Raw genomic sequence first — 26,213 nt, 5'->3', positions numbered from 1 at the left:
CCAAATATGGATGGTGCCCTTGTTAATTCTCCTGATTAGCGGTAAGCATTTGTTTGTTTTTTACATAAAAAACAAAAGTGGTCACAATGCCAAGTACCCCATAAAGGACACACATTAACTGCAGACCAATAAAATCTAGGAGGAATCCAGTCAAAAGCAGAACGACTTGAAATCCAATCCGATCAAGCATGTTGCGGAAAGAGAAAAATCTTCCGTGAAAATCCTTTGGCACTTTTGTTTGAAAAATCGTCGATGCCGTTGGAAAAAAGCAGCCAACAGAAAAACCAAATACAAGAAATGCAGCTATGGTTACGACAAATACATCCGCAAAATAAAGCATAATTTGGGATAAACCAACTAGGAGCGAGCTGCCAAATAAAATCTTGTAAGGTGTGAAATTGTCGCTGATTTTTTTAATAAAAAAGGCTCCTATCATAAAGGAAACTCCTTCTGCAGCGTAAATATATCCTTTTATTGCGGAACTATCTTGTAATTCACTAATATTAATGACTAATAGATTGAAACCGCCGAGAAACAAAAGGGGAACAAGGGTCATTAATAGGGTCATAAAAACAATCGGCAGCCCCTTGATTACTGGCAATACATCTTTAAAACTAGTTTTTCCAAGGGTACCTTTCTTAGAAGACGATCTCTCCGAATTTTCCTCAAAATTGAGGAACCAAGTTAGAATAAGTAATCCAAGGTAGGCAACAAGCGAGCCAATATAGAGCATGGATAAAGGAAGGAGTACCAAGAGTATCCCTGCAACAGCGGTACCGATAATCCGTGAAAGGGTAGATACATTCATGTGCACTCCATTGAGTTGTAGCAAATCCTTATCTTTAACTATAAGAGGAATCGCTGCTTGAAGAGCCGGAAAGTAGAAGGCAGCAGAAATCTGAATCGAAACAAAAAAGACAAGCATCCACCAAACCGAACCAGTTGCTATTGCGATAAGCATGAAAATGACACTGACTGTACGTAATAATCCAGACCAAAGCATAACGGTTTTCTTGCTCTTTTGATCTGTAATTCTGCCTGCATACGGACCGACTGCAATTCCCGCAACAAGTCCAGAAGCCATAAGCAGTGATTTTAAGAAATCAGAAGGTATCTTTTCCTGCATGAATTCTAAATTTCCAATAATCCCAAGCCATAAACCAAGGCCAGCGATAAATTCTCCCGTTAAAATAATCCAAACATTTCTGTTATTCCACATAGGCATTAGCCTCTCAGTCCGTTAATTTAATTTCCATTCAAACACTATCATAATCTAATAGTTAATAGAATAGAATAACTTCTTTTTCATTCGTGAGTGGAACAAATGAAAAAGTTTTTTTTAACATGCTTCCTTTCACCGAGTTTTCACCGTTGTCCTATAAACTTCAAACTATCAAGAACGAAAGGAGGAAAGATAGTATGAATACGAAAGTAAAACTAGCAATTTTCTGGGGTGTAGTTGTCACTTCTGTTGTGCTCGGGATTAACATTGTCCTACATCTTTTAGGAGGCCTTCATAGCAAACCTGTTGCGATCGTTAATGGCTTTCGTCCAGAAGGAAGACGTCATCATGGTGGTATGGGACATCACCAATTTATGAATGGTCCTCATCACGGCGGAGACTTTTCTTGGCTTGGACTTCTAGCATTTCTCATAATTGGACTAGCTGTCCTAGTTCTAATCGTGAGATGGATTAGAAAGAAAGCAAAAAAGTCTGCGATGCAACAGTTCATTGAAACACCTGTAACAGGTTCACATATTCCAGTCATCAATCATAATGCAAGTTTGTTAGACAAGTGGGAAAAAAATATAACAAAAAAAGGAGAATAATGAAATGGGTATTTTTAAAAGGGTAAAAACAATTACGAAGGCTGAGATTAATGGATTATTAGATGGGATGGAAGATCCAATTGCAATGTTAAATGAATATTCTCGTGAATTGGAGCAGGAAATTCTGAAAGGTCAAAAAGCATTAGCACAACAATACCTTGTTGAGAAAAAACAAGCAGCTTTATTGCTAGAAACCGAAGAGTTGATAGCCAAAAGAACTCGTCAAGCTAAGCTAGCGATTGAACAAGAGGAGGATACAATCGCGAAATTAGCGGTTCAGGAAAAACTACTTCATGAAAAGCAATTTAACCTTTATCAGCAGCAATTTGAGGCGATTAAAGAACAGACTCAAATCTTAGTAGAAAAATTGAATCAGTTGAAGGAAACCTATAATGAATTGCAGCATAAGAAGATTTTATTAGCTTCTCGGGCAAATGTGGCTCAATCGATTAAGCAAATTCAAAAGGCGACCGTTTCCTTCCAAACAGATAACATTGCTAGAGGAGTTGCACGTGCGGAAGAAAGAATTATGTTAATGGAGGCACAGGTGCAAGCAGGCAGTCAGTTCTCCAGCCCTTTAGCGCAGCATGATGCAACTTTTCAAAACTATGTAAGGGATGAAGAACTCGAAAAGGAACTTGAAAAACTAAAGCGTGAAAAAGTAACTCTGTAAGGATAACGAGAGAAAGGAAGCACTCTTTGTAGGATTGGTGCTTCTTTTTCTTTATATAAATGGAAAAAGGAGAATTCAATGTGAGTACGACAAGTCTCATACTATTATATTTGGCGGCAGCATTAGCGATTAGCAGGCTGCCTATGTTTAGAGTTTATTTTTCCCTATGTAATACACTAATAGAAAAGATTATTCATGTCCTAGCCATTGTTGTTACAAGAGAAGGAAAATCGAATAAAATAAAATTGTACAAAAACGGCTCAGGTGAGACAACAAGCATCGTCCATTCAAAAATCCAGAAGGTTATGATTGTTTATATTGGGTATACGAGTACATTGTTACTAGCAATGGGGTTATTTTACTTACTATCCTTTAATAAGTTTCATTTCATTATTTATTTCTTTATCGGTCTATTGGTGATCTCTATTCTACTTTGGATTCGCAATCCTTTTGGAGTTTTATGGGCGTTATCATTTGTCATTCTGTTAGCCTTACCACTGTATTTCAGAAATGAATTAGCGATTATGCATATTAGTATCTTTTTATCCTCACTTATACTTATTCAAGCTATCATAAATGCTATCCAAGTAATACGACAAAGTTTTAAGACTGGGGAGAAATCGGGAGCTTTAGCAAAAATAGCGAGGATTCCGGCTGTTATTTGTGGTATTGCCCTATTAGGTCAATCACTCTATGCAACTTATTTTATTTTTATCAAAGTTCTTAATTTAAAGCTGGCTATGATAAGATTTGAGTTATTGGAGATCATCCAGATTATGGAGAAATTTATCACCTGATTAAAAGGAGTTTCGAAATCATGAAAATCTTATTAGCAGAAGATGATTCGCAGCTAGGTGAATTAATTGTATATATGCTAACAAAAAGTGGATACAAGCTGGAGTGGGTGATGGAAGGAGAAGATGCGTATTATTACGCTTCCAATGCCCATTATGATGTCTTAATCCTGGATTGGATGATGCCAAATGGAGATGGAGTAGATGTCTGCCGCAGGTTACGGAAACAAGGGTATCCAGGAGCCATTCTGATGTTGACGGCAAAGGACACAGTGGAGGACCGGATTGAGGGTTTGGATTCCGGAGCCGATGATTATCTTGTAAAGCCATTTGAAATTGGAGAATTGCAGGCACGGTTGCGAGCCCTTGCACGACGTAATTATGCACCTATTTTAGAAGAGGAAATCAAGTTACACGATCTGGTTCTGAATCGAAATGGTCATTTTGTTCGATTCGGGAGCGAGGAAATCCAGTTAAGTCCTAGGGAGTATCAGCTACTAGATTTATTAGTCCAAAATAAGGGACAAGTAATCCCGCGTGAAGTTATTCTTGAAAGAATATGGGGGCTGGATTCTGATGTTGCCCTTAAGACGATTGACGCAACGGTGAAACTCATCCGAAAAAAGTTAGATAAAGCAGGGAAACAAGAGTTGATTCAAAGTGTAAGAGGGGTAGGTTATAAGCTTGAAAACTAACCTGATTTCATTCTTCCGTTTAGTAACAAACCTTGGTGAGAAGGATGTTTTTAAAAGTACCCAAGGAAGGCTTACCCGTATTTACAGTGGATTGCTTATGTTATTTCTCATCCTCTTTATTATGATTGTTTATTCCGTGCTTTATTTTAGTATTCTGAGGAATCAGGAGGCTGAACTTGAATCTTTAGTAGAGCAAGAAGCAGGTTTTCTCGAGGAATATCTAGCAACAAATGAAAAAAGTGATTTCCGCGGGATTCAAAATCAAGAGGTAGTGTTTGCAGGAGTGAATCAGCTTTTTTATTATGTGGTGAATTCAAATGGAGAATTGATTATGGGCAATGAAGCAGATCAGCGAATTCGATCTGCTTTGTTGGGGATTTTGAATCGAAACGGCTTGGATGATGGGGAGATTCTTAAGGAAAAACTTCATGTTGAAGGCACGGAAAGGGGAAGGAGAAAACCGGGTGAATTTTTCCAGCGTGAGCCTGAGAGAGATATCACCTTAATGATTGCCAGCCAGTCAATATACGATAATGGGCGTTTTGTAGGCAGATTATTTATTGGTAAGGACGTTTCCTTTGCCTATCAGCTTTTCCACTGGCTATTGATCATCCTAATAGTAATTGGCATTGTGTTTGTAGGTGTGGCACTATTCATTAGCGCAACTATGTCCAAAAAAGCGATGATTCCGATTAGCAGGGCTTTTGCTAGGCAGCGAGAGTTTGTCGCTGATGCATCGCATGAATTGCGAACGCCTTTAAGCGTACTGTTATCGTCTCTAGATGCGATTGATATGACGATTGATACGAAAAAAGAGGAATTTGCCGGTAAACTGCTTTCCAATATGAGGCAGGAAGTGAAACGGATGACAAACTTGGTAAGTGACTTGTTAACGCTAGCACGCTCGGATTCAACGATCATTGAACGAAGAACGGAGACGTTTGACTTTCTTCCTCATGCTGAGAAGGCAATGGAATCTGTCCAACCATTGGCAGACTCAAAGCAAATTAGGCTCCATTTAGATGCTCCTGCTTCTCTTTTTGCAATCGGAGACTCGCAAAGATTATCTCAACTGCTATATATACTTTTAGACAACGCTATTAAATACACACCAACCAATGGAGAGGTATGGCTCACACTGTCGAGGGAAGGCAATGTTCTTTGTATGAAGGTTAAAGATACGGGGATAGGAATAAAGAAAGAGGATCACAATCAAATATTTGAGCGTTTCTATCGAGTAGACAAATCCCGAACACGGCAAATGGGAGGACATGGATTAGGACTCTCCATAGCCAAATGGATCGTTGAAACACATGAAGGGACCATTAACATTTCGAGTGAAATAGGAAAAGGAACAGAATTTACGATTCGAATTCCACTAAATCAGTAAGAATGCTTGTATACCTTGATTAGGTAGAAATTTCCTGCCTATAATTGATTGTATGATAACAATAATCGGGGTGGGGAAGCAAGTGGATTTTCAACAAGCAATACAATCTATTAATTATTTAGCAGTTTTAGTAGCAGCATTATCTGCTTTTGTCATTGGAGGTCTTTGGTATTCCGTATTATTCGCCAAGCCTTGGATGGAAGAAAACGGCTATGCTGAAGAAAAATTAAAGAATAGCAATATGGCTATGATATTTGGGGGATCATTTATACTATCTCTTATCATATCCTTTGTGCTCGTCATGTTCCTTGGTCCAGAAAGAGATGCTATCTTCGGTGCAACAGCCGGACTAATGGCAGGACTTTTCTGGGTAGCAACCGCAATGGGAATCACCTACCTATTCGAAAGAAAATCCCTAAAACTATACCTAATCAACGCCGGCTATCATATAATCACCTTCACCATCATGGGGTTAATACTGGGAATGTGGAGATAACTGGTGCCTGTCACCACCCGTGGACACTTTCCGCCTGAGGTGGACAGTAACCAACGGAAAAAGCCTGATCCTTTATTAAGGGATCAGGCTTTTTTTGGTGGACCAATGGTTAACCGATTGCTTAGGATAATGGTGATTTTTAATAATCCAACTGGCAGCAAAAGATAATACCAAGGATCCCACCAGACTAGGCTGTGGAGAATTCCGGTTTTTTTCAGGACTACTGTGACGAGGAGCATTAAAAGGAAGGTTAGTAAATATTTCAACCATGTATACTTCCAATGGAGTTTTGCTATCCATACATAGAAAACGCAGACACATATATAATAAATGGCACTAAACGCTGTTGTATCTTCGGAACGATGGTTAAACCAGTCAAGTTCATAATATCTGCTTGTGAAAAACATTATTGGTATGATGTGAAGGGACCCTGATAGGGGACCTATACTTAAAAACAGAAAGAGAGAATGCAGTTTCCCTTTTAATGGGTTGGAGAGCAATTGAAGGAACAACTTTGCAATAGGAAAATAAAAAAGTAGTCCAAAGGATGTAAAACCAATCTTCCACCAATTATGCGAATATATATTTAGTTTCAAGAATGCCCATTCAATCCCGGCAAATAGGCTAATAAAAGATAATATCCATATCCAATTTTTACGAAAAGCAGCAATAAAAGTAGCGACGGCGGGAAGTGCCAATGCATTTGAGGCAATTGCCCCCATATTACTATCGTAAAAAGAATCGTACTTAATAAGTTTAGGATAATACTGATAGCTATGGCCAAAGTTGTAAATCACAGCTTCGATGAGATATCCTAGACCAACCATGGTGATAAAAAGCAATAAACTCCTTGTATTCCTTGTTTTAAAATATACATAAATTAACAGAAGAATACTTAAGATTGCTAATCCCAAATACAAGTAGGAATTAAACTCCATTTTTAAATCTCCTTCTGTATTTCTTTGTTAGCAGGTAGTATTTATCTTAGTAGAGATTTTATTCAAATTGTTAGAATAAAAAAACATATTATTCCGACTTGACTGATAGGAATATGTATAATAATATTTTCATAGACTAAATTACGCAAGAAGAAATATATATTATATAAGGGGGGAACAAGATGAATGCATTTCTTATTATTGTGAATGTTGTAGTATTGCTTTTGCTCATGGTTGGTTTACGTATGATGGCAAAGAAGCATGTATCATTCTCAAAACGTGTATTCACTGGTTTAGGTTTAGGTCTTATTTTTGGTTTTATTATTCATTTAATTTATGGTACAGATTCTGAGGTTACAACGGAGTCAATCGCGTGGTTTAATATTGTAGGATCAGGTTACGTTAAGTTACTACAAATGGTGGTTATGCCGCTAGTATTCATTTCAATCGTAGGTGCTTTTACAAAATTAAAATTAACGAAGAATATCGGAAAAATCAGCGTTCTAGTAATTGGGATTTTACTTGGAACCACTGCTATTTCTGCAGCAATCGGAATTGGTACATCATTAGGATTCGGTCTTGATGGTATCGAACTGACTGAGGGCGAAGAAGAAGCAGCACGAAATGCTGCGTTAGAGGAAAGAGTTGTTACGGTTGAATCTATGACCATTCCACAACAAATTCTTGAGTTTTTCCCAGCAAATCCATTTGCGGATTTAACAGGTGCTCGTGCAACTTCAACGATTGCCGTTGTTATCTTTGCGGCTTTTATCGGAATTGCTTACCTTGGCGTTAAGCGTAAAGATCCAGAACATGCTGAACTCTTTGCGAAAATAATTGATTCTCTATACGCAGTAACGATGAGAGTTGTTACGTTAATCCTTCGTTTAACACCATATGGTATTTTAGCGATTATCACAAAGGTTGCAGCAACAAGTAACTATGACGCAATTGTAAAATTAGGTAAGTTTGTTATTGCTTCTTATGTAGCACTTATTCTAGTATTTATCGTACATTTACTATTATTAGCTATCGCAAAAATTAACCCTGTTAATTTTGTTAAAAAGGCTTTACCAACTTTAACATTTGCTTTCACTTCTCGTTCAAGTGCAGGAACACTGCCTTTAACGATTAAAACACAAACGAAAGACCTTGGTGTTTCTGAAGGAATTGCAAACTTTGCAGGTTCATTTGGACTAACAATCGGTCAAAACGGATGTGCTGGGGTTTATCCAGCGATGTTAGCGGTTATGGTTGCACCAGCAGCTGGTATTGACCCACTTAGCCCAGGATTTATTATTTCATTAATTCTTGTAGTTGCTATTAGTTCATTCGGTGTAGCAGGAGTGGGCGGCGGAGCAACATTCGCAGCACTAATCGTACTTTCCGTCATGAACCTTCCAATTGCGATTGTGGGTCTTTTAATCTCAGTAGAGCCACTAATTGACATGGGACGTACAGCCCTAAACGTAAGTGGAGCCATGACATCCGGAGTACTAACAAGCAAAGCAACAGGAGAATTCGAGCAAGAAGTATATCAACAACCAAATATTGTTGAAGCATAAAAAGTGATAATAAAATCGGTGACAGGCACCACTCGTGGACACTGTCCGTCTGGTATGGACACTTTAGAATTTGCTGGATAGTCGTTATGGCTATCCAGTTTTTTTTTAGGGCAAAAAAACTAATCAAACGTTTAATTAAATCGGACGATAAACTAATCAAACGTTTGATTAAAGGGATTAGAACCATTGGTATTAGTGGGTTCCTTTGTTCCTTGTAAATTAGGGCTCCGGTGGGAAAACTAATCAAACGTTTAATTAAATTGGTTGCTAAACTAATCAAACGTTTGATTAAATAGTCTTGAGGTGTTGGGAATAGCGGGTTTTGAAAGGATTGGGTGTTTAGAGATGAGGTATTTAGAAAGAAAGCCTCCTCCCGAATTGGAGCCATTTGTTCAGTGCTTTTGGTATTTGAATAGAACCTATAATGGAGGAGTTGATGGGGAAGTACTTTGGCCGGATGGAAACTATGAAGTAATTTTCCATTTTGGGTCTAAGTATGAAGTTAACAAAGTTCCAATGGAAACAGCATTTTTAATCGGAACTTTAACCCATTACCATCAATTGAATGCAGAAGGAAATGTTCGCTTATTCGGAGTTCGTTTAAAACCATGGGGACTAAAATGCCTAACAAATATTGATGTAAAAGGGTTGAAGGATCAGTTTTTACCGCTCTCAACTATTTTCCCTAAAAGTGATGTTGATAATCTTAATCAAGAACTGTTGGAACTGGGACTTGAAGAAGGACTAGAATTACTGAAAAATTACATACTAGGTATCTATAAACAAACAGAAATTGTAGACATTGCCTTAATAGAGGTACTAGCGAATCTATATAATGATCCTATTCATCAGGATATTAAAACGATTGTAGGTATAAGTAACTATTCACAAAGACAATTTGAGCGGAAAACAGTTGAATTAACTGGTCTATCTCCGAAAAAGCTAAGCAAGGTTGCTAGATTTAATCAGGTTCGTTTAAGAATCTATTTCAATCCTGCGATTGATCTTCATGATGTAATGACTGAATTTGGCTACTATGATTATGCTCATTTTTCAAAGGAGTTTAAAGAATCATTTGGACTCACCCCAAATGAATATAAAAAATGGATGTTGGAAATGATGAATGCGTCTAAGAAAAGGCAGAAGGATGTCGTTTTTTTACATGAAGAATAACAAAGAGCTTGTTATTATATACAAGAGAGAAATAAAGGAGGCTATAATTAATGATTACAAATGTTGCAACAGTAGCGGTTTATGTGGAAGATCAGCAGAAGGCAAAGGATTTTTGGACAAACAAGGTCGGGTTTGAGGTGTTTGCGGAATATCCAATGGGACCCAATGCATACTGGCTTGAAGTGGCTCCGGCAAATGCCCAGACACATCTAGTTATCTACCCTAAGTCAATGATGCAGGGCCACGAAAACAGAATGGCCTCTATTGTTTTTGCTTGTGAAGATGTAAAAGGAAGTTATGAAAAGATGAAAGCTAATGGAGTCAATTTCAAAGGTGAGCCTCAAGAAATGCAATGGGGAACCTTTGTACAGTTCAATGATGAAGATGGTAATGAGTTTCTATTAAAAGGGTAAACCATAAAAAAAGCAGCCCCCTCAATCCTTTCATTGAGGGGGCTGCTTTACTAACTAATCCTTTTTTCCTACACCATGCATGATAAACTGGATGGTCCTCTCAATTTCAATCTCATCGTCCCAGTCTAAATGTGGAAAGAGGATATAACGGGAAATCAAGAAGCCAAGTATATTGGTAATCGTTAACCTGGCTATACTTTCTGGAGGCATATCGATTAGTTGCCCTTTTTCTTGATAGCTAACGATGACTGTTTTAACCCTACCAAAGATATTTTCTACAACGAGTTCAAAAAACTGTTCGCGCATTTCAGGCTGGAAAGGAATTTCCTGAAGCATGATTTTTACCACAGGGAGCATTCGAATAAGTAGATCTCTTCTATTCTCTATCGTTGCTCTCAGAAAATCCTCGACTGATTCAAATTCCCGGTCAAGCACTTTATTAAAGTCCTTTACCACTAAAGGGGCAATGAATTTTGTCATCAGCGGGGCAACAATGGAAACCAACAATTCCTTCTTCGTTTTGTAATGCCGAAAGATAGTTCCCTCGGCTACTCCTGCCTTTTTGGCGATTTCACTTGTTGAAGAAGCAGCATAGCCTTTTTCAGAGAAGGTTTCAATTGCCGCTACAAGGATCTTTTTCTGCTTATCTGTTAATTTATCTTCATCAAATAACTGTTGCAGCATCAATTCTTCTTCAGTCATAGCTAACTCCTTTTGTTCAACTAAATCTTCCGATATTTCTTCAATGCTACTACATTTAAAACAATGAAGACAAGGGCAAAGCCCAATAATACCAGAAGGTCGTTTCTAATAGCACTCAAACCTAACCCTTTATACATGACGTCCACTAAGGCGCTGCCGCCATAATACATTGGCATGCATTTAGCAAGAACCTGCATCCAGCCAGCCATAGACTCAAACGGGAAGATACCTGCAAAAAAGACCTGTGGGATAATCGCAATCGGAATAAATTGCATCATCTGAAACTCTGAATTCGCGAATGCAGATAGAAGGATTCCAAGTGACAACGCAACTAAAGCAAGTGTTAAATTAATGAGCACAACACTCCAAAATGAACCTACAAGCGTGATATTCAATACTTTTACCGCATAGGTAACAACTATAATCGTTTGCATCACTGCAAATAAACCGTATCCCAATAAATATCCAAAAACAATATCTCTTCTAAGAATAGGTGTTGCCAATAATCGTTCAAGTGTACCCGTTGTTCTTTCCCTCAGTAAAGCAATCCCCGAAATTAAGAACACAAAGAAGAAGACAAAGAATCCAACGAGTATGGGGCTTAATTGATCAAAAAAGATGGTGTCTTTATTTCCATAAATATAAGAAGGTTTTACTTCAGGTGCTTTCACCTGCTCCATCATAACTGGAACTTCTGGAACCAGACTCTTAATACTTTCCATAAAAGTAGAAAGATTTGCTGCCTGCTCCTTAGCCTTTTCTGCAGCAATCGCCTGTTGCACCTTTATTTGTAAGGCCTTTGCTGCATTAGGCTGGTCGTTTGTAAGGGTCAATGAAATTTCTTCCCCATTAAATTCAAGAATTCCGTCTAAATCTTTATCAAGTAAAATGTCCTTTGTGTTTTCCTCCACCTGTAGAACAATGATATCGTTATCTTTTAATCTTTCTTCCAGCGTGTTATCCACATCGATAACACCAAGCCTAGGGTCGACAGTATTCCCAGCAAGAAGATAGTTTAGAAGTGTAAGAATCAATAATGGAGCCACCATCATCAATGCCAAAGCCCGTTTATCACGTAACATCTGATGGAATATTCGTTTTACCATGGCAAGGATACTCATTGCTGTTTACCTCCTGCTGTTAAAAATACCTCTTCTAAACTGGTTATCCCAAACCGACTTTTTAATTCTGCAGGAGAACCACTTGTGATGATTTCACCATCTCGGACCATAGCCAGCCGGTCACATTTTTCGGCTTCATCCATTACATGGGTCGTCACTAAAATCGTTTTCCCTTCGTTTTTTAACCGATATAACTCAGCCCAAATCGACCTTCTTAATTCGGGATCTATTCCAACAGTGGGCTCATCTAAAATAAGGATTTCAGGATCCTGTATCAAGGCAACCGCCAGAGATAACCGGCGCTTCATGCCCCCAGAATAATTTTGAACCTTCTTTTTTAAATCATCTGTTAGATTCACTAAATGTGCTGCATAGGCAATCCGCTTTTTTTGTTCCTCTTTTTTAAGTTTAAAAAGGGAAGCGAAGAAAGCAAGATTTTCTTCTCCTGTTAAATCGGAGTATAAAGCATCAGCCTGAGCCATATAGCCTATTCTCTGTAAAAGTTTCAAATTAGGAACGGCAGTATTTAATACCTGGACATCACCTTGGTTGGGCGAATCCATGCCGACGATAATTTTTACCAAGGTTGTTTTGCCTGATCCTGAAGGACCGATTAGTCCAAATATTTCTCCTGATTCCACTGTTAAGTTGATTTGATTGAGGACTAACCTTTTTCCAAAGCTTTTGCTCACGTCATTAATAACTACCGTTGATGACATTCTTAATCAACCCTCTCTAAAATGAGTGATTACTCACTCCAATTATATCAAATGACATGATAAGGTCAATAGGCGTCGTCTGTGTACATCTATAAAAATTTTTCGTCAATATGTTATACTATTCGCACATAGTAACTCGGGGGTGAATAGATGGCACGAGAACGCAAATTTAATACAGTGGAGTTATTTCATGAAGCTAAGCATCTGCTCTTGCTCCATGGTTATGATGGGTTTACTTTCAGCCTTCTGGCAGATCGGATGGAAATATCGAGGGCTGCTTTATATAAATACTACGAGAATAAAGAAGAGCTTATTACGGACTTTATGATTTACGAAATGGAAGAATTTCTTCATGATTTAAAGGAAATTGAAAAACTTAAAGCATTTGAAGAACAGTTTGAATTCCTGATTGACCTAATTTTTAAAAAGACTGATTTACATGAATTAATTAAGGCTGCACAACAAGTTATCGAAAGAATGGAGGCTTCCATTAATAAAGGAAAACTAGAAAAGCTGCCTTTAGAAATGTACAAATTTCTACATAACTTCATCCTGCAAGGTAAGAAAGAAGGAAAATTAAAACAACATATTCCTGATGGATTAATAATTGGGTTTATTCTTCAGACTGTAGCAATTCCTAATCATTTTGGGATTCCAAAGGCAGAGTGGATTAAATCAATAAAAGAAATAATAAGTCAAGGAATGTTCATAACATATAATTGACACAAGTGTCACTTTCAAAGATAATGAAAGTGTAATGTGTCAATTATTTTTTTAATTAAAGTTACACAGGTGTCACTTACATTAAAGTGAAGGAGATAAAAACATGAATTCATTCTTACAGTCCGTGACCGATCGAGTTACCTCAAAAAAGGGAATGTGGATAACGCTTGGAATCTGGCTTTTAGTAACCGTATTGCTGTCAGTCCTCGCTCCAAGTGCTAAGGAATACGAGGTATCAAGTATTGATTCAATACCTGCCGATGCAAAATCGATAATCGCTCAAGAAAAGGTGGATACCTATTTTAAAAATAATGAAGGAATACCAGCAATATTGGTTTTTCAATCTGACGACAATAAGGTGGAAATATCAGATTTAAATCCATTATTGGAAAAACTTGATCAAGTAGAAGGAATAAAAGAATATGTTCCTTTATCTAAATTGCCGCCACAAGCGACAGCTAGTTTTTTCTCAGAAGATCAAAGTACTTTAATTCTTCCACTAACGTTTGAATCAGAGTTAGAGTCAAAGCAAATAAGGACAGTGCTTGAGAAAATAGATGGAATTGTTAAGAAGAATACAGACTTAATATTATATACTACCGGTCCTGCAGGAATTGCAGTAGATTCGCTTAATCTCTTTTCCCGTGCTGATTTAGTTTTGTTATTTTCAACTGTAGGATTAATCCTAATCTTATTAATTGTGATTTACCGCTCCCCATTATTAGCATTAATCCCGCTGTTTGCAGCAGCATTTGTCTACCAGGCAGTGAATCAGATATTAGGTTTGATGGGGAAGGCTGGGTTGTTGATCAGCAGTCAAACCTTTTCGATTATGACCATTCTTTTGTTTGCAGCAGTCATAGACTATTCCCTATTTGTCTTTTCACGTTATCGTGAGGAGTTAAAGAAATTTGATAGCAAATACGCTGCGATGAAACATGCTATGAGAGAAACTGGTTTGCCTGTTTTCTTCTCAGGAGGAACCGTTTTGGCAGCGATGCTCGTCCTGTTCTTCGCTGAGTTTGGAGATTATCGTAATTTTGCACCGGTTTTTGCTGCAGCAATGCTCGTTATCATGTTCGCTTCAATTACGCTTGTACCTGCACTATTTACTTTGTTCGGCAGAAAATCATTCTGGCCAAGGGTTCCACGTGTTGGTGAAGAAGGTGTTAAATCGAGTTCTGTATGGAGTAAGATTGGGCGTTTTGTTGTGAAAAAACCAGTCCTTTCTGCTTCTGTTATCGGAGTGATTCTACTTGTATCTGCTTTAAACATGCTGAATCTGAAATATGAATTTGATACGATGAAGTCGTTCCCGAAGGATATGCCTTCACGGCTTGGCTATGAAATATTAGAAGAAAAGTTTGAAAAAGGTGATTTAGCTGCAACAACTGTTTTGTTTGAAGCAACAGAAGCGATAACGCCTGAACAACAGGCAGTATTACTTGAAACTCTTACAGATCAAAATCTTGTCAGCAATGTCCGTCCGAACGGCACAACAACAGATCAAAAGGTAATCCAGTATAGTCTCACTTTTAAAGAGAGCCCTTATGCAGTGGAAACCATGGATGCACTGGAAAAAATGAGAGACAATGCAGATAAGTTGTTAACAGAGAGTAATCTAGACGGAGAACTTCATTTTGCAGGGGAAACGGCTAAGAAAGTGGATGATCGTGCCACAAACGATAGGGACCTAATCGTTATAGTTTTACTAGAATCACTGTTAATCTTCGCGATGTTAATTGTATTAACCAAATCATTTAAGATGCCAATCTATATGATGGGAACGATTTTAATTTCATTCCTTGCTGCGGTTGGTTTAGGTATGTTTTTAAGCAGTCTTTTCTTTGATATCCATACAATCAGTAATCGTGTTCCACTTTACTCGTTTGTCTTTTTAGTGGCTCTTGGCATTGATTACAATATCATTTTAATTTCAAGGTTTATGGAAGAAAGAAAAAAACATTCCGTGAAAGAAGCTGTTGAAATTGCTGTATCCACTACAGGTGGTGTGATTTCTTCAGCAGGAATTATTCTTGCAGCTACCTTTGCAGTATTAATGACTCAGCCAATCCAATTATTGTTCGTATTTGGCTTTATCGTTGCAGTAGGTATTTTATTAGATACGTTCCTAATTCGAGGGATTTTATTACCTGCTTTAATCATTTTCTTTGAAAAAGATAAACCAGCAGCAGTTAAGGATATACAATAAAAGCAGAGTACCAAGGATGCCTATCTTTGGTACTTTTCTGGATTTAACTCCCATTTAAAATAAAAAATTACATATAGTAATAGTAAATATTCTGGTTTATGATAGAGAGAAAAAGTATGATTTTTTGGGTGGGAATTCATTGTTGCTATTAGATTATATTGTCAATCTCTCAATTTTTTCACTTTTAGTTAGTACTCCTCTAGTTATCCGCTCGTTTTATAATTATAAGCCCATAAAACATTCTCGTCTTTGGATCGGTGTCTATGGAGGAATTGTTTCAATTATTCTCGTCATGCTATCCCTTCAGGAGCAAGGATATTCGTATGATATCCGTTATGCACCAGTTATTCTGATATTTGCCTACTTGGGTCCATTTGCTGGAATAATTACTGGATTATTCTCGCTGCTTGCAAGATTGTTCTCAAGTGGTCACTGGGACACAGCTATTATCGGTTGGGTTGCTATAATGATTGGGTTTACAGTTATTTATTATTTTACAAAGAGATTTACGCCAATAATGAAATCTATTATTTTATCTGGTTCTTATATACTCATTTATGTTATTAATGTACCGATTATTTTCAACGTGTTTAGAGATAAACCATTCTTTCATTTCCAATATCTTTTATTTGTGATATTAGGAGTTATTTTAGGGCTATTATTGATTGAGTCGTATGTTAAGCTGCATAGGCTTTACAATAGATTGTCTGATATGTATAGGATGGTTGAGGCGAGTGAATCTAAATATAGGTTAATTGCTGAGAATACATCTGACCTTATTATGGTGATGGATAAGGAGCATACGCTTTCATACTTTTCTCCTTCGCATGAAATTGTTTTAGGGTACCAGTGTTCTGAACTAGAAGATGTTAAATTATGCAGGTTTATACATTCTAATGATGTTGACATGTTTAAAAGTACATTGGATAGGATGTTTGAAAATGGAGAATCAAAGTCAATTGAATTTCGTCTTATTCACAAGAATGGTAATTGGATAGAATTTGAGTCTCGAGGTGTCCCTGTAAAAAGGGAAAATGGTGAAATCGAGCATATAGTCATTATTAGCCGGGATATTTCGGAGCGTAAAAAGGCGGAAGAAATATTGCTGCAATCAGAAAAATTATCGATTGTCGGGGAATTAGCCGCAGGAGTTGCCCATGAAATCCGCAATCCCTTAACAACGATCAAGGGATTTATTCAGCTATTTAAAAGGGAAAACGGAGCGGATGAAATAAATGACTTGCTTCTAAGTGAACTTGCACGTATCGAAACGATAACGAGTGAAATGCTTTCTCTAGGAAAACCACAGGCTGTACAACTGCATCGCACGAATTTAAGAGAACTTGTAGAGAATACACTTGAACTGCTTTCACCGCAAGCGCATATGGAGAATATTCAATTCAACTTATGTGTGGAAGATTATTCCTTTTTTATAACGGGAGAGAAGAACCAATTAAAGCAGGTATTCCTTAATATTCTAAAGAATGCAATCGAGGCAATGCCTGAGGGAGGAAATATCCATATCAATCTCCAAAAAAGGGATGAAAGTGAATGTGTGCTTTCTGTTCAAGATGAAGGCTGTGGAATACCAGAAGAACTTCTGCCTCGATTAGGAGAACCTTTTTATAGTTTAAAGGAAAAAGGGACTGGTCTTGGACTAATGATCTGTAATAAAATTATCAAACAACACCATGGAAGTATTACCTACCAAAGTAAAGCACAAAAGGGTACATTGGTTGAAATTACATTACCGTTGGCAAATTAATAAAATTCAGGGCACTTTCCTATAGGGAGAGTGTTCTTTTTTCTTTTTGTTGGCATGATTCTTGCATTCAAGTAAGGTGTGAGCAATAATCTCACCTATTTTTCAGGAGGTGCTGGTACGTGAATAAAATTATTTCTTTGGATGAAGCTAAATCGTTCTTTAAAAATGGCATGACTATTATGGCAGGTGGCTTTATGGGAGTTGGTACACCGGAAGATCTTGTATCCGCTTTACTTGAAGCAGATGTGAAAGATATTACATTGATCGCAAATGATACCGCTTTCATCGAAAGCGGCGTTGGACCTTTAATTGTAAATCATAGAGTTAAAAAGGTTATCGCTTCGCATATTGGTACGAACCCAGAAACTGGCCGGCAAATGATTGCTGGTGAAATGGAGGTTGAACTCGTTCCCCAGGGAACACTTGCTGAACGCGTTCGTGCTGGTGGAGCAGGTCTTGGCGGGATTTTAACTCCAACTGGTGTCGGAACCGTTGTAGAAGAAGGAAAAGAAAAGCTAACGGTCGATGGACGGGAATACTTGCTTGAAAAACCACTTCGTGCAGAAGTTGCTCTTCTTAAAGCCTATAAAGCGGACAAATCTGGTAACTTGGTTTATCACCGCTCAGCACGTAACTTCAACCCTTTTATGGCGCTTGCCGCTGACCATGTTATCGTCCAAGTCGAGAAATTAGTTGAGGTAGGAGAAATTGATCCCGATGAGGTTATGACCCCAGGAATCCTGATAGATAAAATTTATGTTCGCAGGAGGTAGTAAATAATGTTACAGACATTAGTGAATCCAAAACAAATTATCGCTGCCCGGGTGGCAAAGGAAATGAGAGACGGTGACGTAGTTAACCTAGGAATCGGCTTACCAACAATGGTTCCAAACTATCTGCCTGAAAATGTAAATGTTATTTTACAATCTGAAAATGGCTATGTCGGACTTGGTCCTTTAGATGGAGATATTGATCCGGATTTGGTCAACGCAGGAGGGCAGCCTTCGGGAATCCTGCCTGGTGGTGCATTCTTTGACAGTGTATTCTCATTTGAGTTAATTCGTGGCGGTCATGTTGATGTAACTGTCCTTGGAGGACTTGAAGCGGATGCGAAGGGAAATCTTGCTAACTGGATGGTGCCAGGAAAAATGGTACCAGGAATGGGCGGAGCAATGGACTTAGTGACAGGAGCAAAGAAAGTCATTGTTGCAATGGAGCATACGGCGAAGAATGGCTCCTCTAAAATTTTAGAGGAATGTCGCTTACCGCTTACGGGAAAAGGTGTAGTTGACCTGATTGTGACAGAACTAGCCGTTTTTCGTGTAACGGAAGAAGGACTTGTTTTGGAAGAACTTCAAGAGGGTGTAAACCTTGAAACAGTAAAGGGAAAAACAGAAGCCTCATTTAAAATTGGTCCTAACATTTTAGCAGAATTGGTCGGTTAAGTTTATACAGATTCATAGAAAAGTAGAAGCATAGTACAGGAGGAAAAATACATGCGTGAAGTTGTAATTGTAAGTGCTGTTCGTACAGCAATCGGAAATTTTATGGGCGCATTAAGCGATACACCAGCGACTGAGTTAGGTGCTGTTGTGATTAAGGAAGCCTTAAACCGTGCGGGTGTTAAAGGCGAACAAGTAGATGAAGTAATCATGGGTAACGTGCTCCAAGCAGGGGTTGGTCAGGGACCAGCGCGCCAGGCCGCAATAAAAGCCGGTCTTCCGAATGAAGTATCTTCAATGGCAATTAACAAACTCTGCGGTTCAGGCTTAAAGGCCGTACATTTGGCTGCACAAGCAATCCAAACGGGAGAAGCAGAAATTGTCGTTGCTGGTGGAATGGAAAATATGAGTTTAGCTCCATACCTTCTGCCGAAAGGACGCACAGGCTACCGAATGGGAGATGGAAAGGTTATCGACAGCATGATACAGGATGGTTTGCAATGTGCCTTGAACTCATACCACATGGGTGTTACCGCTGAGAATATCGCTGAACAATATGGACTAACTAGAGAAGAACAAGATGAATTTGCAGCATGGAGCCAGCAAAAGGCAGAAAATGCGATAAAAGAAGGAAAGTTTAAGGAAGAAATCGTGCCTATTTATATCCCACAGCGTAAGGGAGATCCAATCGTATTTGATACTGATGAGTTTCCAAGAGCAGGAGTCAGTGCAGAAAAACTTGCGAAGCTGAAACCGGCATTTAAAAAGGACGGAAGTGTTACCGCTGGGAATGCCTCAGGTATTAATGATGGTGCGGCTGCATTAGTGCTTATGAGCCGGGAGAAAGCCAGTGGACTTGGAATTAAACCAATGGCTGTAATCCGCGCGAACGGAACAGCGGGTGTTGACCCGAAAATAATGGGTATTGGACCTGTTCCAGCAACCAAAAAGGCGCTAGAAAAAGCGGGGCTTTCGATGGAAGATATTGATTTAGTTGAAGCAAATGAAGCATTTGCTGCCCAATCTCTAGCAGTAGGGCGTGATCTACAGATCCCAAATGACAAACTAAACGTTAATGGCGGAGCAGTGGCATTGGGACATCCTATCGGTGCGAGCGGCGCACGTGTTCTAGTGACACTATTGCATGAAATGCAACGTCAAGGATCCCGCTATGGATTGGCGGCTTTATGTATCGGCGGCGGGCAAGGAATAGCTACGATTGTAGAAATGGAATAGTAAAATTGATTCCGCAAAAACGGAAAAATCCGTAATTGCGGAATCTCAAATCCTCATTATTCCGTATTTCCGGAAAAACAGTTAAAGAATGTTTACTAGTTTTATCATAGTAACCAACTAGATATTAGTATTTAATTAGTATAATAAGAATGAATATTACTATTTTTAAGATTATAGAAAAGTTTGGCATAGAACTTGCATTATTAGAAGCGTAGGCATTAGATGAAAACGCTTACTAAAGGGGTACTTTGTTTGAAGCTTGCAAAATAAGAGGTATAGGGGGATTTAAATGGATTTAATTGTTATTCTTCTGGCGCTTGGACTGCTAATGTTCGCCGCCTACCGAGGTTTTTCTGTCATTTTATTCGCTCCATTATGTGCAATTTTAGCTGTTTTATTTATTGATCCGAGTCAAGTATTGCCGTTTTTCTCTGGTGTGTTTATGGAAAAAATGGTCGGGTTTATCAAATCATACTTTCCAGTCTTCTTACTAGGGGCTATCTTCGGTAAGGTAGTTGAAATGTCAGGGATTGCGGAATCAATTGCGAAGACCATTGTTCGTATATTAGGTGCAAAACGTGCCATGCTTACCATTGTTTTGCTTGGCGCAATCTTAACATATAGCGGTGTAAGTTTATTCGTTGCCGTATTCGCTATTTATCCATTTGCAGCCCAAATGTTTAGAGAAGCAAATATTCCAAAAAGACTTATTCCCGGTACTATTGCACTTGGTGCTTTTACCTTCACGATGGATGCATTACCAGGAACGCCGCAAATTCAAAACGTAATTCCAATCAATTTCTTTAAAACGGATATTTATGCAGCACCAATCCTAGGAATTATTGGAGCAATTTTTGTATTAACTCTGGGTTTATTGTACTTGGAAATGAGAAGGAAAAAGGCAGAAAAAGCTGGTGAAGGCTATTATGGCTTTGGTGCTGAGAATGCTGCTGCTATAGAAAAAGAACTAGTTATTGAAAAAGAAGAAGCAGTTCCTGATTTAACTTCTAATCAATCTGTTTTAAGACAAATATTAGCGTTTGTGCCACTTATTCTTGTAGGAGTGACAAATAAACTTTTCATTACATTTATCCCGAAATGGTATCCAAATGGATTTGATTTTGAAGCTATAGGTTTACCATACACAGTAGACGTCACAGCGAGTGCGGCCATCTGGGCAATTGAAATGGCTTTAGTAGCCGGTATTATTACATCCCTTTTATATGATTGGAAACGGGTAACCCATAAATTTAAAGAAGGACTAAACCAAAGTATTGGCGGCTCACTTCTTGCAACGATGAACACAAGTGTTGAATATGGTTTTGGCGGGGTTATTGCTGCACTTCCAGGCTTTGCAAAAATTAGTGATGGAATTTCAACCACTTTCACCAATCCGCTTGTGAACGGTGCTGTTACAACTAGTGCACTTGCAGGTGTTACTGGTTCTGCATCTGGTGGTATGGGGATTGCATTAGGGGCAATGGCTGATAAATACAATCAGGCAATTGCAGCAGCCAATATTCCACCTGAAGTTATGCACCGAGTTGTTGCCATGGCTTCAGGCGGTATGGATACACTTCCACACAACGGGGCAGTTATTACACTCTTAGCGGTGACAGGATTAACTCATAAACAATCCTATCGTGATATTTTTGCGATTACAATCATTAAAACAATCGCTGTATTCTTCGTTATTGCCGTCTATACATTCTTGGGAATTGTTTAAAATTAAAAACATACGTTAGCTTAGTAAATAGATATTTTAGGAGGGCCACATATGTTAGTCGGAAAAGTTGCGTTTATTACTGGATCTGCCAGTGGAATAGGTTTGGAAATCGCTAAGACTTTTGCACAAGAGGGAGCAAAAGTGGTTATTTCTGATTTAAATCAAGAGAAGAGTGACATTGTTGCAGAAGAACTACAAGCGCAAGGATATGAAGCATTCTCTGCTCCTTGTGATGTTACAGATGAGGAAGCATTCAAGAATGCGATAGAATCTGCAAATAGCAGGTTTGGAAGAATCGACATTTTAGTAAATAATGCTGGACTTCAGTATGTTTCTCCAATTGAGGAATTCCCTACTGAAAAATTTGAGTTCTTGGTAAAAGTTATGCTGACTGCTCCGTTTATTGGGATTAAACATGTATTCCCTATCATGAAAGAACAGGGCTTTGGAAGAGTCATCAATATGGCATCGATTAACGGTGTGATTGGTTTTGCTGGTAAGGCCGCCTATAATAGTGCGAAGCATGGGGTGATTGGATTAACAAAGGTTGCGGCATTAGAGGGCGCTACACATGGGATCACTGTAAATGCGCTATGCCCGGGGTATGTTGATACACCACTGGTTAGAAACCAACTTAAAGACTTGTCGATAACTAGAAATGTAAGCTTAGAACGTGTAATCGATGATGTACTTCTCACGCTAGTACCTCAAAAGAGGCTGTTAGCGGTATCTGAAATTGCCGATTATGCAGCTTTCTTGGCAAGTGATAAAGCTAGAGGAATTACAGGTCAAGCCGTTATTCTTGATGGTGGTTACACTGTCCAATAATAAAAGAAATCCTGCTCGGGTTACCCGAACAGGATTTTGTTATAATGGAAATAAACTAATCTACTAAGGTGAATAGATATGAAACATGGACTAGGAAAAATCCCATATCATTGGTTTGAAGAAATTATTAATCTTGCAGGTGAACGAATTGTCGTTGTTGACACCGAGGGAGTTATCCTTTATATCAATTCGGCGTACTGTGAATTTCTAGGAACCACCGTTGAAAACGCAATAGGAAGACCCGTTCAGGATGTAATAGAGAACACGCGTATGCATATCGTTGCAAAAACTGGCCAAAAAGAGTTGGTTGCGCTTCATCCAATTAACGGCAGTGATATGATTGCAAACCGTTATCCGCTAATTATTGATGGTGAATTAGTAGGAGCAGTTGGAACCGTTATGTTTCGTAATCCTGAGGATTGGTTGTTATACAAAAATAAAATTCAGCATCTCGTTGAAGAAGTGAATTACTATAAAACAAAGGCTGGAAAAAATGTTAAAAGCAAATATTACTTTAGCAACCTAATTGGAAATAGTCCTTCTTTCACGGCTGTCAAAAAGTTAGCTGAAAGAGTTTCTGGCAGTCAATCTGCTATTCTTTTGCTAGGAGAATCAGGTACGGGTAAGGAGTTGTTCGCTTCTGCTATTCATAACAACAGTGCACGTGCATCATTTCCCTATGTTCCAATAAACTGTGCATCCATTCCGGAGCATTTACTTGAATCTGAATTATTTGGATATGATGATGGCGCCTTTACAGGTGCGAAAAAGGGTGGGAAAAAAGGTCAATTTCAAATGGCCAATCGTGGAACGATTTTTCTGGATGAAATTGGTGATATGCCGCTCGCAATGCAAAGTAAGCTTTTAAGAGTGTTACAGGAACGGGAGATACTGCCTGTTGGTGGTCAAAAATCGATTCCTGTGGACGTTCGCATCATTGCGGCAACACATCGGAACCTAGAGGAAATGGTAGAAGAAGGAACATTTCGTCAAGATTTATATTACCGTTTAAATGTAATTAAAATTGAAATTCCCCCGCTTAGAGAGCGTAATGGCGATATCGAGTTAATCGCCATTAATCTATTAGAAAAGCTGGAAAGAAATTTCTATCGTAAAGGGATAGAGCTCTCTACTGAGGTAGTTGAGAGACTCTATCAGCATAAGTGGCCAGGGAATATTCGAGAGCTCGAGAATGTCCTTGAAAGGTCTATCAATGTTTTAGATGGGAATAAAATTGAATTAGCACACTTACCGTTGTATTTACGCGATGATGAAACAGGAAGTGTTCCTGAAAAATCAACAGTGAGAGAATCTGTCAACATGGCAGACATTCCCGTTAAGTCATTAAAAGAAACACTTGCGCAAGTGGAAAAACAAGCCATTCTAAATGCTCTGTCTCTTGCCAATGGAAATAAGCAGGAAGCAGCTAAATTACTTGAAATAGGAAAAACAAGGTTTTACGAAAAATGCAAAATATATGATATTAGTTGAAATGAGAGCAGTTTCTAAAATCGATGCTGCTCTTTTTTTTATGCCCGCAAAATAATAGGTAAAGATTTTTGCTAAAGAAGTCAAAAAATTAATTAAACAAATAAAAATTTTTCTATTAAAATAAAGGAACATGTAGTAATAGGGAGGGAGAAAACAGTTATGGATTCAACAGATTGGATGGGAAAATTACTAGGCATTTGCCAATGGATTACACGACTAGCTTATATTAACCTCTTATGGCTGTTTTTTATGGTTCTTGGATTGTTTGTACTTGGTGCTGCACCTGCAACTGTGGCAATGTTCACGATTATTCGTAAATGGATAAAAGGCGAAACCGACTTACCAGTCTTAACAACGTATTGGAACACATATAAAAAAGAGTTTTGGAAAGCAAATTCTCTAGGATTTATATTAGCAGGGAGTAGCATTATTTTATACCTAGATTGGCGATTAATCAGCTCTGTGCAGGGATCGTTGTATCCGATACTAATGGGCTGCTTAATAGGTGTTGTTTTCCTTTTTCTAGTTGTTACGTTATTTGTTTTCCCGGTGTATGTTCAATATGAATATAAGATACTACAATACATTAAAACAGCTTTCTTACTCGGAATCTCCTATCCGCTGTATACGATGGTGATGATCTCTGCAGCCATATGTATTTTAGCACTCAGTATTTTCTTTAATGGAGTCGGAATTCTCTTTTTTGGAAGCGGTTTAAGCTATGTTCTCATGTATATATCCAATTTACTATTTGAAAAAATAACGAAGGATTTTAATGTAGTAGTCAAAAAAGTATTATAATGAGTAAATTTATTGGTATGAGTAACAATTTTGAATTTGCTAAACTTGCAGTGTAAGGGTTTTCAAATAATTGATAGGTAAAAACATTGAGGGGGAAAAGGAATGAAGAGAAAGATTTGGTCATTATTAATCTTTACTATGTTATTTAGTTTAGTCCTAGCTGGCTGTTCTGGCAGCGGCAGTGAGGAAAAAGCATCGTCAGAACCAAAAAAGGACGAGAAAGTTACAATCAAATTCCACACTCATGGAAACGAAGCATCCTACAACTGGAAAAGCACTATCGCAGCGTTTGAAGAAAAGAACCCTAACATCAAAGTAGAATTAGTCATCCTCAGTGAAAAGGGAGATACACAAGAAGCACTTAAAAAGCTTGACCTAGCAGCGGCTTCTGGAGAACAATTAGATGTTCTTATGTTCAGTGACCCTGCAAGTTATGCACAGCGTGTAAGCATGGGCATGGTTGCACCAATTGATGAATTTATTAAAGAAGAAGCTTACAAAGTTACAGAAGAATACAAAGTTGATACACAGATAGATGGAAAGTATTATGCACTGCCTGGTAAGTTCAACCCATGGTATGTTCTTCTTAATAAAAACCATTTGACTGATGCTGGTCTTGAGGTACCAAAGGATTGGACATGGGATGAATTCGCAGAATACGCAAAGGCTATGACTACAAAAGATCATTATGGAACTTACTTCCACGGACCACAAGGCGGCGGCTGGATGGAGTTTATGAAACTTGCATTAGCTAGTGAAGCCGATAATACTGAGTTCACAACTGCAGATGGTAAATCAAATCTTGATAGTCCATTATTTAAGAAGACGCTTGAATTAAGAGTACAAATGGAAAAAGAAGATAAATCTGCTGTTCCATACACAGATATTTTATCCCAGAAGCTACATTACCGTAACCAGTTCTTTGGTCAAGATGCAAGCTCAATCCTTATTGGCAGCTGGATGAATACAGAACTTGGCGGTACTGATCAGTTCCCATTAGAATTCGATGTGGCTGTTGCTCCATATCCAAAAAATGAAAGTGGCGATGAGGGCGGTTATACACCGGTAACAACAGACTTTATGTCGGTTGCAAACACTTCTGAGAATAAAGAAGCAGCATATAAATTCATTCGCTGGTACACAACTGAAGGGCAAATTGTTCAAGGTAAGAATATCCCTTCATGGAATAAAGTAAGCGATAGTGAATTAACAACTATCATTGACAAGATTCTAAGTGGAACAAAAAATCCTGAGAAGGTTGATAAAGATTCACTAGTAAATGTGTTAACAAGCGCAAAATCATCAAAAATCATTTCACCAGTTTCTTATCAGTCTGAGCTTTATAAAGTAATCAATGAGGAATACGAAAAGCTAATCTTTGGTGAGCAGGATATCGATGCAACCATTAAGGCTTCTCAAAAAAGATTCCAGGAAATTATTGACAGCAACAAATAGTATAGACATTGTCACAGATTAATAG

At 38.2% G+C, this 26,213-nt stretch carries 25 protein-coding genes; 20 read left to right on the top strand and 5 right to left on the bottom strand.

The window, feature by feature from the left end; all coding sequences use genetic code 11:
- Window positions 1-22: 22 nt before the first annotated feature.
- Window positions 23-1,219 carry an MFS transporter gene (locus QUG14_RS15995; RefSeq protein ID WP_289341512.1) on the bottom strand — a complete coding sequence of 399 codons (1,197 nt, stop codon included), beginning with the start codon at window positions 1,217-1,219 and terminating at the stop codon, window positions 23-25.
- Window positions 1,220-1,419: 200 nt separating this feature from the next.
- Between QUG14_RS15995 and QUG14_RS15990 the strand changes: the two genes are divergently transcribed.
- From QUG14_RS15990 to QUG14_RS15965, 6 genes are all read left to right on the top strand, one after another.
- Window positions 1,420-1,830, top strand: coding sequence for a hypothetical protein (locus tag QUG14_RS15990; protein WP_289341511.1), 411 nt, complete (start codon window positions 1,420-1,422; stop codon window positions 1,828-1,830).
- Between the two features lie 4 nt (window positions 1,831-1,834).
- Window positions 1,835-2,503, top strand: coding sequence for a PspA/IM30 family protein (locus QUG14_RS15985; RefSeq protein ID WP_289341510.1), 669 nt, complete (start codon window positions 1,835-1,837; stop codon window positions 2,501-2,503).
- Window positions 2,504-2,583: 80 nt separating this feature from the next.
- Window positions 2,584-3,300, top strand: coding sequence for a M50 family metallopeptidase (locus tag QUG14_RS15980; protein WP_289341509.1), 717 nt, complete (start codon window positions 2,584-2,586; stop codon window positions 3,298-3,300).
- 20 nt (window positions 3,301-3,320) lie between these two features.
- Window positions 3,321-3,992: a response regulator transcription factor gene (locus tag QUG14_RS15975; protein ID WP_289341508.1), complete on the top strand. Its 672-nt coding sequence runs from the start codon at window positions 3,321-3,323 to the stop codon at window positions 3,990-3,992.
- The gene (locus QUG14_RS15970) at window positions 3,982-5,382 is read left to right on the top strand and encodes a sensor histidine kinase (protein WP_289341507.1); all 1,401 of its coding nucleotides are present in this window, start codon (window positions 3,982-3,984) and stop codon (window positions 5,380-5,382) included. Before QUG14_RS15975 ends, QUG14_RS15970 begins: the two co-directional genes overlap by 11 nt.
- Before the next feature lie 82 nt (window positions 5,383-5,464).
- Entirely contained in the window at window positions 5,465-5,878 is a 414-nt protein-coding gene (locus QUG14_RS15965; protein ID WP_289341506.1) for a DUF1761 domain-containing protein, read from the top strand.
- 83 nt (window positions 5,879-5,961) lie between these two features.
- Here QUG14_RS15965 and QUG14_RS15960 read toward each other — a convergent pair whose 3' ends face one another.
- Window positions 5,962-6,816 (bottom strand): hypothetical protein, encoded by an 855-nt coding sequence (locus tag QUG14_RS15960; protein WP_289341505.1) that lies wholly within the window; start codon window positions 6,814-6,816, stop codon window positions 5,962-5,964.
- 182 nt (window positions 6,817-6,998) lie between these two features.
- Between QUG14_RS15960 and QUG14_RS15955 the strand changes: the two genes are divergently transcribed.
- The 3 genes from QUG14_RS15955 to QUG14_RS15945 all read left to right on the top strand — a co-directional run bounded on the left by QUG14_RS15955 (window position 6,999) and on the right by QUG14_RS15945 (window position 9,967).
- Window positions 6,999-8,381, top strand: coding sequence for an L-cystine transporter (locus tag QUG14_RS15955; RefSeq protein ID WP_289341504.1), 1,383 nt, complete (start codon window positions 6,999-7,001; stop codon window positions 8,379-8,381).
- Window positions 8,382-8,726: 345 nt separating this feature from the next.
- Window positions 8,727-9,554 (top strand): AraC family transcriptional regulator, encoded by an 828-nt coding sequence (locus tag QUG14_RS15950; protein ID WP_289341503.1) that lies wholly within the window; start codon window positions 8,727-8,729, stop codon window positions 9,552-9,554.
- Between the two features lie 50 nt (window positions 9,555-9,604).
- Window positions 9,605-9,967 (top strand): VOC family protein, encoded by a 363-nt coding sequence (locus QUG14_RS15945; protein ID WP_289341502.1) that lies wholly within the window; start codon window positions 9,605-9,607, stop codon window positions 9,965-9,967.
- A 54-nt stretch (window positions 9,968-10,021) separates the two neighbouring features.
- Here QUG14_RS15945 and QUG14_RS15940 read toward each other — a convergent pair whose 3' ends face one another.
- From QUG14_RS15940 to QUG14_RS15930, 3 genes are read right to left on the bottom strand one after another with little or no spacing between them, the layout of a single operon-like run.
- Window positions 10,022-10,669 carry a TetR/AcrR family transcriptional regulator gene (locus QUG14_RS15940; protein ID WP_289341501.1) on the bottom strand — a complete coding sequence of 216 codons (648 nt, stop codon included), beginning with the start codon at window positions 10,667-10,669 and terminating at the stop codon, window positions 10,022-10,024.
- A 20-nt stretch (window positions 10,670-10,689) separates the two neighbouring features.
- Window positions 10,690-11,790 (bottom strand): ABC transporter permease, encoded by a 1,101-nt coding sequence (locus tag QUG14_RS15935; protein WP_289341500.1) that lies wholly within the window; start codon window positions 11,788-11,790, stop codon window positions 10,690-10,692.
- A complete protein-coding gene (locus QUG14_RS15930) occupies window positions 11,787-12,509 on the bottom strand; it encodes an ABC transporter ATP-binding protein (protein ID WP_289341499.1) in 723 nt (240 codons plus the stop codon). Before QUG14_RS15930 ends, QUG14_RS15935 begins: the two co-directional genes overlap by 4 nt.
- A gap of 150 nt (window positions 12,510-12,659) precedes the next feature.
- On the opposite strand from QUG14_RS15930, the gene QUG14_RS15925 reads away from it, so the two are divergent.
- The 11 genes from QUG14_RS15925 (at window position 12,660) to QUG14_RS15875 (ending at window position 26,188) form a co-directional block, all read left to right on the top strand.
- Window positions 12,660-13,232: a TetR/AcrR family transcriptional regulator gene (locus QUG14_RS15925; protein WP_289341498.1), complete on the top strand. Its 573-nt coding sequence runs from the start codon at window positions 12,660-12,662 to the stop codon at window positions 13,230-13,232.
- A gap of 103 nt (window positions 13,233-13,335) precedes the next feature.
- Entirely contained in the window at window positions 13,336-15,444 is a 2,109-nt protein-coding gene (locus QUG14_RS15920; RefSeq protein ID WP_289341497.1) for an MMPL family transporter, read from the top strand.
- Window positions 15,445-15,583: 139 nt separating this feature from the next.
- Window positions 15,584-17,209 (top strand): ATP-binding protein, encoded by a 1,626-nt coding sequence (locus QUG14_RS15915; RefSeq protein WP_289341496.1) that lies wholly within the window; start codon window positions 15,584-15,586, stop codon window positions 17,207-17,209.
- Window positions 17,210-17,328: 119 nt separating this feature from the next.
- Window positions 17,329-17,982, top strand: a complete 654-nt coding sequence (gene atoD, locus QUG14_RS15910; RefSeq protein WP_289341495.1) for an acetate CoA-transferase subunit alpha — start codon at window positions 17,329-17,331, stop codon at window positions 17,980-17,982.
- Window positions 17,983-17,988: 6 nt separating this feature from the next.
- Window positions 17,989-18,654, top strand: a complete 666-nt coding sequence (locus QUG14_RS15905; RefSeq protein ID WP_289341494.1) for a 3-oxoacid CoA-transferase subunit B — start codon at window positions 17,989-17,991, stop codon at window positions 18,652-18,654.
- 51 nt (window positions 18,655-18,705) lie between these two features.
- Complete coding sequence (locus tag QUG14_RS15900) at window positions 18,706-19,887, top strand: acetyl-CoA C-acetyltransferase (RefSeq protein ID WP_289341493.1); 1,182 nt, start codon at window positions 18,706-18,708, stop codon at window positions 19,885-19,887.
- A 289-nt stretch (window positions 19,888-20,176) separates the two neighbouring features.
- Window positions 20,177-21,613 (top strand): GntP family permease, encoded by a 1,437-nt coding sequence (locus QUG14_RS15895; protein WP_289341492.1) that lies wholly within the window; start codon window positions 20,177-20,179, stop codon window positions 21,611-21,613.
- Between the two features lie 51 nt (window positions 21,614-21,664).
- Window positions 21,665-22,441, top strand: a complete 777-nt coding sequence (locus QUG14_RS15890; protein ID WP_289341491.1) for a 3-hydroxybutyrate dehydrogenase — start codon at window positions 21,665-21,667, stop codon at window positions 22,439-22,441.
- Window positions 22,442-22,519: 78 nt separating this feature from the next.
- On the top strand, window positions 22,520-23,932 hold the full coding sequence (locus tag QUG14_RS15885; RefSeq protein WP_289341490.1) for a sigma-54 interaction domain-containing protein: 1,413 nt from the start codon (window positions 22,520-22,522) through the stop codon (window positions 23,930-23,932).
- Between the two features lie 159 nt (window positions 23,933-24,091).
- Complete coding sequence (locus QUG14_RS15880) at window positions 24,092-24,733, top strand: YesL family protein (protein WP_289341489.1); 642 nt, start codon at window positions 24,092-24,094, stop codon at window positions 24,731-24,733.
- Window positions 24,734-24,835: 102 nt separating this feature from the next.
- Window positions 24,836-26,188: an ABC transporter substrate-binding protein gene (locus QUG14_RS15875; protein WP_289341488.1), complete on the top strand. Its 1,353-nt coding sequence runs from the start codon at window positions 24,836-24,838 to the stop codon at window positions 26,186-26,188.
- Window positions 26,189-26,213 lie beyond the last annotated feature (25 nt).

The sequence above is a fragment of the Neobacillus sp. CF12 genome (assembly GCF_030348765.1).
In the GTDB taxonomy this organism is placed as follows: domain Bacteria; phylum Bacillota; class Bacilli; order Bacillales; family Cytobacillaceae; genus Neobacillus.
The sequence above is the reverse complement of the archived record's forward strand: the minus strand, read 5'-3'. Positions and strand labels throughout refer to the sequence as shown.